Here is a 10,261-nt window from a genome sequence, read left to right as displayed (position 1 = left end):
CTGAAGGCGCAACTAAGGGAATTCAGGGACTTACGCAGGGCGGGACGGTTATTAAGCTACTCGTGCGCCCTGAGGAAGGTGGGTGGGCGCATGGCAAAGGTAAGACATTAGGCCCGCTCATATCGGCGGGCCTTTTCTTTGTCCTCTGGGCAACTTGCAGACAACGAAACGGGGACTAATCTGAAAGTGCGCCCGCTGGCTGTAGCGGGCGTAGGCAAAGTTGCAACCCTCTTAGCCCGCTACTACCGGCGGGCTTTTTGTAACGCCGATATTTTGACCTTGCCGTTTCTCTCATTGAGGCGAGGCCCTAGGCGCACAAGCCGCCCCCTCGCGCGTGGAAAGCCGCTGCACATGCTTGCTTTTTTTGTCGGTGACAAGACCGCGTGATGTCAAACGATTTATGAGGGCCCCACCTTCTATGAGATTCAAGTAGTTGTCAAGGCGTCTTTTGTGTTCCGTTAGTGGGCGACCGTTCCTCTGCATTCCTTTGTTTGAAGCCGTTCATCGCGCACGTAAGACTTCAACGTCTTACCACCTTCTATCCGCTGGCGCATCATCGCCAGCCTTATCCTGATGCGCGTTACGCTGGAAACATCACCAGGAGCATGCCCCATCTAAAGAATCGGTCGCGTGCGCAACCCAGACAGTATCCGGGCATGGTCACTCCAAACAGGTGTCTAAAGGTAATCCCAACCTCCTTCCTTGCTAAACCTGCGGGCTCATGTGGACTTTAGCTGCGCGCCTTGCGGTATCACGCCGTCCTTTAGATAACGCCATAGTGCAATCGCGAGGCGCCGTGCGACCGCGACGATCGCAATTCGTCGCGCTCGGCGGTTCGGTCCCGTGCCCTGCGTGCGCTGGTTGAACCACTGCGTGAGTGCGCTGTCGGGCTGATACCGTAGCCAGGACCACGCCAACTCGACCAATAGCGCACGCACCCGCCGATTACCTTGCTTGCTGATGCCCTGATCGGTCTGGCTCTCGCCGCTGTCATACGGTTGGGGTACTAGTCCGACACACGCGCCCACCTGACGCCGGTTGTGGAACTCCCTCCAGAACAACTCCAGCACGAGGCGCGACGCGCCCACCTCGCCAATCCTTTTGAGGCGCGCCAGGTCATCGCTGCGCTTGCGCGCGGCAGCCGGTACGCTCGCTTGCCGCGTCTTTTCCAACACCGCCAATTGCTGTTGCGCCAGCGCCAGCCGTTCGCACTCGCGCAGCAATCGCTCGCGCAATTCGGGCGGCAGCGGTGCGCCGTCGTGGCACTGCACCTCGTCACGCGCGAGTCGCCCCGCGAAAGCCTTGTGATCGACTTCATCCCAGCAGCCGAGTGTGACCAACAGCTTGCGCATCCGGTCACGATGCTGCAGCACTTCCTTCTGCAGCTCCCCCCGGTCGCGCATCAGCTGCCGCGACGCCTCGTCCTGGGCCGACGGCACGTGAACGACGCGCATCCGGTCGCGCTCGCCGCGTAGCCACGCACGGAGGTTGATCACCAGTTTTATGGCATCGAGCCGGTCGGTTTTTGCGCGCCGCTTGTGGCGCTCGACCGGAATGCTGGCCGGATCAACGACGTAGCACTCGATGTGTCGCCCCTGCAGCGCGCGATAAATCCAGAACGCGTCCTGGCCGGCCTCGTAGCTAACAACGATTCGGACGTCCCCCGGCAATGACCACTTCTGTTTGTGCGCCTCGATCAGGTCGTGCACCGCCTGCAGGCGGGCGGCGGCAAGCGGCTGCGCGACCGTATGCACCGCAGGTTGATCCCGCCGGCCGTCGTGTAGCGCGACCTTCCACTTCGCCGCCGCCAGTTCGAGCGACACGGCTAGCACGGGCTGCTCGGTACCCGTGTATGCCTGATCTGTACGCATGATGCTCTCCTGTGAGCCAAGCTTGGTACGCTGATTTTAAGCGTCGGCTTGTCGAAGGCTCGGGTGCTTCATAGGATCTATGGGTGGGGCCACTCGGTCGCGCGGCTCTGCAATCGAAGATGTCCTTCCGGCGCTCCAATCGCCCGAGGACCCGCCCGACGCATTTTCAGTAATTTTGCCACCGATCCTGCGTCTAGATGGTCTCGACAGCGTCACCGAGGAATCCCGTTACGTCTATCGAGCGTTCGGCGGCTATCCACTGATTGCTCGCGACCGACAATCGAGCATTGTTTCATCGCCTCAGTGTCTCAAGGCTAGGAGTCTCGTTCTTACCTGCGCCAAAAGGCGATTCCCCTCAGCAATCTCTTCTTGGTCGCAGCATAAGGTGATCTAGATCACCCAGTTTGAGAATCTCATCGACTTCTTCACGATTGAGAAGCCGCTCCAAAAACCTTTCAGGAATAACCGCCAGTTCCTCATCTGAAAGTAAGAAGCATTGAGTCTCGCCGCCCGGATTCGCCCTCAAGGCTCGCAGCCGATCAAGGAGCAACAGCCACTCGTCGGAGTCGTTCAGATCCGCGAACTCCGTGCCGTCGACAATCGTCACGCCGACAAACGAGTTCTCAGGTAGCTCGTCAGGATCATGGAATGAAAACCACCAAACAACCCGCTTATCTAGTTGAGTTGCGAAACCCACTGCCCAACGAAGAACTTCGGCCTCCGTTGTTGGTGTTTGTGCCGAACGATTCCTTGCGAGCTGATCGGATCTCAAGTGAGTTTCTCGTGTACGCGTAACCTATGCCGCACCCGCCGTCCCAACCTTCAACTGTCTTCAGGACATTGCCTTCGTTGCTGCAAGATCTCGCAACGTTGACCTATAACGTCACGTCTACCGTCTTCCAACGCAAGACGAGTCGGGAAGCGATGGCGGCGCGCCGTTGACTTCCGCTTACACCCTCAAGAGCTTTTGAAATGCTGTACGCGCTCCGCATTGAAAGCGAAGCACGTTTACGCAGGCTGCAATCCGATTAGCTCAAGCGTCGCGTGGCAGTTTTCCGGGTAGGTCAGATCGCCCCCGCTCACTCGACTAAGCTTCAGACTTTGGTTCCGACTTCGACTTCTTCGCAGCGGATTTTCCGCCTGATACAAGGAACAATGGGAGTGTCGGCACAGGCAGCTTCGCACGCGCACTTAGGCTCTGCATAATCTCGCGCCAGTAGGGCCAAAAATGGTAAGGGACGTTGGCGTTGGCGTACTCTTTGAGCCCCTCTTGGTCGAGTCCATCGCCCTTGATACCCTGTACCAGGTACGTGATTCGAAAGTCGACCTCCAGCTCCCCCAAGATTTCAGATGGGGGAACTTCTTCGTCCTCGGGGCGCGGACCGCTGCCTTTATCAGCAACAATCATGACACGCGTTGACGCGCGGAAGATCAGCACCGAAGCAGTGGTTTCAGTCCCATCCTCGGCCAGCATCTGGATATCACGTCCATGCACACCGGTGACAGCCCAGACGATTCGGCTATAACTGTCCTGATCTCCCGACATGGGGTCGAAGTGATCTGAAACGCGGAGGTTGATCTTAGAGGGGTAGACCTCTTGCACCGCCAGATGATCCCTGACCTTTTGTAATGCCTCGACATTCATGCGGCGACGCTCATCAGGGCTCCGGCGTCCATTGTGTGCTCATTGATTGCATCCCGACCGAAATCCACATCAAAACCATCGCGGCCTACGCTTGAGCGCACCGACTTGACGTTGTTGACGAGGTGCGCCCCACCACCAAAATCAAGCGAGAGAAAAGAATCAGCCCAGGATTCACGCTTGATATCACCAACCACAATGTGCAGTTCGGCGCCGAGCGCATCGGCGAACTCATACATCGTGTCGACCGTCATGTTTGCGGATCCGGAAAGTTGACGGCTGATTTGCCCCTTGTCTTTGTGCAACCGATCCGCGAGATCTTGTTGAGACACGCCTGCGCCCATCATTGCGGCTTTGAACTGAGCAGCCACGCCAAATCGACGCAGATCCTTGCGCGATTCTTTCTTGAAGGATCCGAAGAACTTCTTGCGTGCGTCGTTCATTTTTTACTCTCCAATGAACCTTAATTCTTGTGGAGACGCGCCGTGCGCGTCCCTGTAATTTCTCAGTACCGTCGCGGCCGTCGCTTGCTCGGCCTTGCTCGCCTTCTGCGTTGACTTCCTGAAACAGTGCGTGACGATCAGTGTGTGTCGGTCCTCACCATAAAACCAAGGCACGCGGACACGTCCGACTTTCAGTTCGTATATCAGATAGGGACGGTTCCTGTAATCTCCACTAACCAGTTCGTGACAATTCTTATCGTTGAGCGGTGGCTTGAGCTGATTTCTCTGGGCGCAGGCAGTTCTCAACAGAACTAAGGCACGGAGCATCGCCTCCTGATCTCGCTGATCGTCAAGCGCTGCTGCACCTCGCCACAACGGACCCTCCTCATCGCTCGAACGGTCGACCACAAAATAGGCCTTCCAATGGAGTTCTGCTGTTCTCAGTGCTGGGTCACCGGCAACCTGAACCATCATATTGATGGTGTCAGCGTCAAAAAGCGGCCTGAGGTGAATCATTGTGAGTTGAATTATAAGTCAAGTCAAGATTCTCGACCTGTGATTGTTGTCTTTCGCACGGAGGCATCAGGCAAATTTTACCTTTCAATTCGTCTGATGACAGGTAAAAATTCGAGGTGAAGAGGATAGCACGCAATTTTATGCAATCACTGCTTTGACCCAGGTCGGCCTATCGAAAGTAACGGCAATACTTTCAAAAACTTGAGCTCACCGGGTTGGCGGGGCGTCGTTCTAAGCCCGCCGTGCGTAATACCCAGCGACCTCTTCAACCACCCGCTGCTTTTCGGCCTGGACGTAGATCGTCGTCGTTTGCAGCGACGCGTGGCCCAGCACCTTTTGCACGACATCGACAGGCACGTCGGCCGCGACTGATTGGGTGCCGAACGTATGTCGGAAAGCATGCGCGTTGGCCTGCCCGAGTCGCACTCGCTCATCGAGGCCCAGCTCATCCATCGTCTCGACCAGTTCGGTGACCATCCGACTAATCAGCCGGTTCAGTCCGTCAGCGGTGTAGCCCGCCTCTTTCACGAGTTGCCCGTCACCGCCCTGCCTCGCTCGATGCCGCCGGCGTGACGCGTCGGTCCAGGGAATGATGACCGGAGCGAGCAACGGCCCGTTCTGATGATCTTCTTCGGTCGCGCCGTCGAAATCTTGAGCCCGCTCGTCGTTAGCCCGATCCACCCAGTGCGCGCGCAACGCGGCGAGCGTCGCGGCACTGACGCGCACGGTGCGCTCGCGCTGGCCCTTGCCGACGATGGTCAGTTCCCACACTGGCCGATCGTGCGTCCCATACGGTGAAGGACGCAGGTTTTCGCGGCGGGCGCTCGCGGCTTCTTCGCGTCGCAGACCGGAATCGCCCCTCAATAGAATGGCCGCGCGCACGGCCCGCCATTGCGCACCGGCCGTAGCTCCGCCCTCTTTTGCCGATTGCACATCGAGTTCACGACGGAGCTTGCGCCACAGTTCGGCGGACAAGGCGCGTTCGATTCTCATCGCGCGTTCCCGTTTGATTACCATCGGATCGTTGACCGCCTTCCACGGATTGCCGGCGAGATAGCGCACATCCACCCACCAGCTGAACGCCGTACGCAGAATTCGGACGGCATAGCGCTGTGATTCGGGTGAAAGCGGCGCGGACAGCGAAGCCTTGCCGTCGCCCGCGACAGAGGAGCTGGAGAAGGCGAAGGGCCGCCACCTCGACGAGTGCCGCGCGAATCGCTCCCCCACAAAGCGCGGATCGGGGCTTTTCAGAAAGTCCTTGTAGGCCTCGCAGTCGTCGACGCGCAGGTCGCTCAGTGCCTTTCCGCGCAGCACCACGGCCCACAACAGGAAGCGCTCGAGCTCCTTGGTGTAGGCGCGCAGCGTTTTCGGCTGATCGCGGTAGCGATTCAGATACGCACGCACCGCATCGAGGTCGTGCTGCGCCTGGATATAACAGAAGCCGCTCGACCGGTTTTCATCCGCCGCACCGGAGAGCGCGTGCGGCACTGTCAGGCGTTCGAGCGGCGCCAGCGTCAGCCGCGCCGGTCCGCCGCCTGGACCACTGCTCGGGCCGCTTCCCGTCACCTTATCGGACGACCCCTCCCGCGCCGGCACCACCTCGACCAGTTCATCCGCGACCAGTGGCACGCCCGCTTGCTCGAGTGAATCGACGTCGGCTTCGACCGTCAGTTGCAGCGACGCCTGCTGCTTGCGTGACCAGCTGACGATCGCGCGGGCCCGGCCCGGGCCGATACGCGGAATCGAGCGCCACCAGCTGCCGCCGCGCCGGTTGCAGAACGCCACCAGTTCGCCGAGCGTGGCCAGCCCCTCGCCTTTCAGGCGCCGCGCCACGCGCGGACGCAGCCAGGCGCCAATCGCGTGATCGGGATGGGGTGGCAGCGCCGCCAGTTGCGCCGCATCAGCGACCATGCGGAACGTCACCGCCGTGAGCAACGGCCGCCCGTGCTGCCGGATCGATGCGCGCAGGTGATCGGCGAGCGCCGTCGAGCCGTGCGCCAGCGCGAGCGCTACCAGGGTGTCCAGCATGGTCGTCAGATGCCGCTCCATCGCGCCGGGCGTTGCCGCGTGCGGATCCTCGTCCGGGTCGTAGTAGGTGCGCGCGATCACCGCGGGCGCGATGCGCTGCACGTAGGCGCGCAACGCGGTGAAGTCCTTGGTGGTATAGCCGCGCTGGATGGTGAGCGTCTCTGCGGTCAGCTTCTCCGGAGTGAGTTGCTCTGCGGTGAGCTTTTCCGGGGGGTGGGACTGCCGGGCGAGCTCGGTGGAGACAGGCACGCCCTCAGCCATCGTCGCGTTCTCCGTCCTCCGATTCGAGCGGGGGTTCCGGTGGCATCGGTGGCATCGGTCGCCGCGCGACGCGCGCCAGCAGCGCGCGCGCTTGAACCAGAAAGGTCTCCGGAGACTGCTCGCACAGCGTCTCGAACAGCGGCCGCGCTTCCTGCAGGAGCGCAGCGACGCCGCCGACGGATCCCCCGCCGTAGCGCTGCATGCCCCGGCCCGGGCGATCGCCGAACACCGTCTGCTGCAGTACGACCACGGCACCACATTCCGCCAAGCGCTGGCGCACCGCACTGAAGTCATCGCGAAACACCGCGACGCCGTAGGTCTGCACCAGCGCGGTCAGTACCATGTGTTCGGCGCGGTCCAGCGTCGGCGGCACCGGGAAGGTCACGCCATGGGCGGCATAGCGGATCGCAATCGTGCGGCGGCTCGCCGTGACGACCTGTTCGAGCTCATGCACCAAGCGCGCGACATACGCATCTGGCAACTCGTTGTAGGCATCGCCCGAGCCGTCGTCCGGTTCGCGGTCCGGATCCTGGCCCGAGTCAGGATCATCTGGCGGAAAGGCATGTCCCACGGCCCTCTCCCCTCGCTTGTAAATTGGAAATGGCCGATTCTACCCCTGAAACGCTATCCCGATAATAAACATTAACAAGCTTGCATCTTTTAATAGTTTCAAACTATTTGGCTTGGGTAGCCGCTTGCTTTTTTGCAAGCGCGAGAAAAGCAATACGAGCGGTTGCGCGTAGGCGAACGATCGGTAGCTGGAACACATGATGCGACCTAACCTCGGGCTTCTCTTTTCTAACGGTCCCGCGAAGAAACGGGGCCGCAACACGGTGGTCGAGAGCCCGCGGCACCGAGCACAGCATCCGTGCCCGGTTTCAGCAGGTCACGGAACGGGCTGCTGTTCGATGCGTATCGCCGATTTCTCGGCGTTCACGCAGCTAACACGCCCGGATTTTGCTGCGCTCTGCTTTGTCCATGTTCTCCCAACATTTGATTTTGATTATTCAGAAGGAGCAGTCAATGTTTCAATACCCCGGTTATTTCGCTGATCAGATTCCTTCCCTGGCGCGCGCCAACTTGCAGACGTTCCTCAACGTGACCGGGCGCTTCGCGACCGGTCTTCAGGCGATCACGGAACTGAACGTGCAAACCGTTCGCAAAATGGTCGAGGAGAGCAACACGCTCCTGCGCGCGGGAGATGACGCAGGCGCAGGCGACGTGCTCGGGTGGCAGTCGATTATGCTCGCGCAGTTTCCACAGAAAGCCGCCTCGTATGGCCAACACATGCTGTCGATTATCACCTCGACGCAAGACGACATAATCGGCGAAGTGCGCAGCCAGTATGAACGCAGCGGCGCTAAGTTCAATGACATGACCAAGGTTGCGGCCGATGATGTCCAAGCGGCCGCACAATCGTCGAGCGGACTCGTGTTGAACCTCGCCGATCCGGCGAACGAAGCTGCCCGAGAAACGAGCGGGGCCGTGCTCGATGCGAACGGCGAAATAGCAAGGACTGCGCGTTCGACAGCCAAGCGTCCCGTCTAAGGTCTGGCGACGCATGAAGCCTTGGGCGGCTTCATGCGCCATGTCGCATTCATCGCCGGCAGGTGGTCATTGGGCGTCGTGGCTCCCCGGATAAGGGCCACGATGCCGATCGTCCGACAAGTGGCGCTCTCGGGAACGATCCTCTGGCAGATCGACATGCCGCCCCGCGCCACCGCCGTTTTCCAGCAACTCAGACCGACACTGATGTACTGATATTAAGCATCGCGAATGAAGTCGTAGAACGATGCACAAGCGCATGCTCGAACTATTGCCTGGCGGGCACCGGCAACATTTTGGCAAGCATGTTGCTCACGACGCTCGCAGCCATCGGCCCATCTTTCTGTTAGCGTACGCGCGGGCCAGCCGGACGCACGCTCGTAAAAGAACTCCTTTTCGTCGTGCCAGGAACGGCACATGCGCATGCTCTCCGTCACAGCACATGGTAGTTTCGTGATAAACGGCCGAAGCGCGCCTAGCTATTTTACTGAGGTAAGAAACAAAAAATGAATATCTTTGATCCGCTTGCATCGGCAAACGCCACCCTCTGGTCGCTGTTTGCGGGTGGACCGCTAGGGTTCGCCGTGCAATCCTTCGTCGATCTGCAGTCGGCCGATAGCGGTGCGAGGCCGAAACCACCCTCAAGACTCCCGGTCGAGGCCATCGGCGAGCCGCCCGCGCCGAGGCCGCACCTCCCCACGGCTGCGCCCTCTATTAAGCCGCGCGAAGCATCAGCGACGAATGGTCATCAATGGTTGAGCAGTCACTTCGAACACGCCGGTCAAACACACCGCTTCAAGCTCTTTGTTCCGAGTGGCTACTGTGGCCAGTCGCTTCCGATGGTCGTCATGCTCCACGGCGCTCAGCAAGATCCCGACGATTTCGCCGCCGGCACAGGAATGAACGAGGCCGCAGATGCGCACGGCTATATCGTTGCCTATCCAGAGCAGTCGGAAAGCGTCAGTCTCCTTAGATGCTGGAACTGGTTTCGACCTGGCGACCAAGTGCGTGAGTCGGGCGAAGCATCGATGATCGCCGCCCTCACACGAGAGGTCATTGCGACATACAACGTCGACGATGCCCGCGTCTATGCGGCGGGAATGTCAGCGGGCGGCGCCATGGCCGTTAATCTCGCGGTGACACATCCCGACCTTTACGCGGCCGCCGCAGTTCATTCGGGCGTGGCCTTCGGTGTCGCGGACGAAGCGTTTTCAGCGCTTTGCGCGATGAACGATGGCAAAGGAAAGATCCGCCTGCCCGCGCGTTTGATTGACGGCTCTCAGCCGCGCAGCGTGCCGCTCATTGTCTTTCACGGCGACGCTGATGACACCGTTCATCCGCGCAACAGCGATCAGATCGTCTCAATGCGCCGGTTGTTTCAAGGCCAGGACGGCGCCACGCATCAATGTCCTCCAACGTGCGTGAGCAAAACGGAAAACGGCTATCCCTACACGCGCCGCATCTTCCATGACGAAAAAGATTTCCCCATTGGCGAGCAATGGCTTGTGCATGGTCTTGGTCACGCCTGGTCGGGAGGGAATCCCCAAGGTACCTATACCGACCCATGCGGTCCGAATGCAACCCACGAATTCCTTCGATTTTTCGACCAATTTGCGCTTTACAGCTAGGCCGCTGGCAGACAACGGACAATCTCTCAACAGAAACTCCGCCGTCAATGTCGCACGTCTTCGGCTACATGCACGACTGCCTCGGGCACCGCTGTCGTGCCAGTCCCATGCCCAGTGATGGTTGATCCTTGAAGGCTCCCTGACGCAACAGGCGATCGGCAGGCGGAGCGCCAGTTGCGCTGTGGACCCCACGGCGCACTCGGTCGTATATCAAGCAACCCCTTCTACCTTCGACAGTGATCTGTGTCATCAGGCGCAGTCGCGGCACTCAGATGGAAGTCCGCCTCCTTCAAGCCTTCGGGACTCGTCGCGACCCAATGCAGGACA

The 10,261-nt window shown here is 59.9% G+C and carries 9 protein-coding genes; 2 read left to right on the top strand and 7 right to left on the bottom strand.

The features are described from left to right. Positions 1–719 precede the first annotated feature (719 nt). From AWB74_RS42515 to AWB74_RS42485, 7 genes are all read right to left on the bottom strand, one after another. Complete coding sequence (locus AWB74_RS42515; protein WP_061152512.1) at positions 720–1,871, bottom strand: IS110 family RNA-guided transposase; 1,152 nt, start codon at positions 1,869–1,871, stop codon at positions 720–722. Between the two features lie 355 nt (positions 1,872–2,226). Beyond that, on the bottom strand, positions 2,227–2,643 hold the full coding sequence (locus AWB74_RS42510) for a hypothetical protein (RefSeq protein ID WP_143749483.1): 417 nt from the start codon (positions 2,641–2,643) through the stop codon (positions 2,227–2,229). 315 nt (positions 2,644–2,958) lie between these two features. Next, positions 2,959–3,516 (bottom strand): hypothetical protein, encoded by a 558-nt coding sequence (locus tag AWB74_RS42505; RefSeq protein WP_061152510.1) that lies wholly within the window; start codon positions 3,514–3,516, stop codon positions 2,959–2,961. Beyond that, a complete protein-coding gene (locus AWB74_RS42500; RefSeq protein WP_061152509.1) occupies positions 3,513–3,956 on the bottom strand; it encodes a helix-turn-helix domain-containing protein in 444 nt (147 codons plus the stop codon). Before AWB74_RS42500 ends, AWB74_RS42505 begins: the two co-directional genes overlap by 4 nt. Positions 3,957–3,959: 3 nt before the next feature. Next, positions 3,960–4,283 (bottom strand): type II toxin-antitoxin system RelE/ParE family toxin, encoded by a 324-nt coding sequence (locus AWB74_RS48920; RefSeq protein WP_407642547.1) that lies wholly within the window; start codon positions 4,281–4,283, stop codon positions 3,960–3,962. Positions 4,284–4,703: 420 nt separating this feature from the next. Then, a complete protein-coding gene (locus tag AWB74_RS42490; protein WP_087039551.1) occupies positions 4,704–6,761 on the bottom strand; it encodes a site-specific integrase in 2,058 nt (685 codons plus the stop codon). Next, positions 6,754–7,332, bottom strand: a complete 579-nt coding sequence (locus AWB74_RS42485; RefSeq protein WP_061152507.1) for a hypothetical protein — start codon at positions 7,330–7,332, stop codon at positions 6,754–6,756. The genes AWB74_RS42490 and AWB74_RS42485 overlap by 8 nt, the downstream gene beginning before the upstream one ends. Positions 7,333–7,739: 407 nt before the next feature. Between AWB74_RS42485 and AWB74_RS42480 the strand changes: the two genes are divergently transcribed. Together AWB74_RS42480 and AWB74_RS42470 are read left to right on the top strand one after the other, a co-directional pair. Beyond that, positions 7,740–8,309 (top strand): phasin family protein, encoded by a 570-nt coding sequence (locus tag AWB74_RS42480; RefSeq protein WP_087039550.1) that lies wholly within the window; start codon positions 7,740–7,742, stop codon positions 8,307–8,309. A 503-nt stretch (positions 8,310–8,812) separates the two neighbouring features. Then, entirely contained in the window at positions 8,813–9,934 is a 1,122-nt protein-coding gene (locus AWB74_RS42470; RefSeq protein ID WP_061152504.1) for an extracellular catalytic domain type 1 short-chain-length polyhydroxyalkanoate depolymerase, read from the top strand. Positions 9,935–10,261 lie beyond the last annotated feature (327 nt).

This window comes from Caballeronia arvi, from assembly GCF_001544695.2.
Taxonomy (GTDB): Bacteria; Pseudomonadota; Gammaproteobacteria; order Burkholderiales; family Burkholderiaceae; genus Caballeronia; species Caballeronia arvi.
Note: the sequence above shows the minus strand (reverse complement) of the source record. Positions and strands in the feature narration are given on the sequence as shown.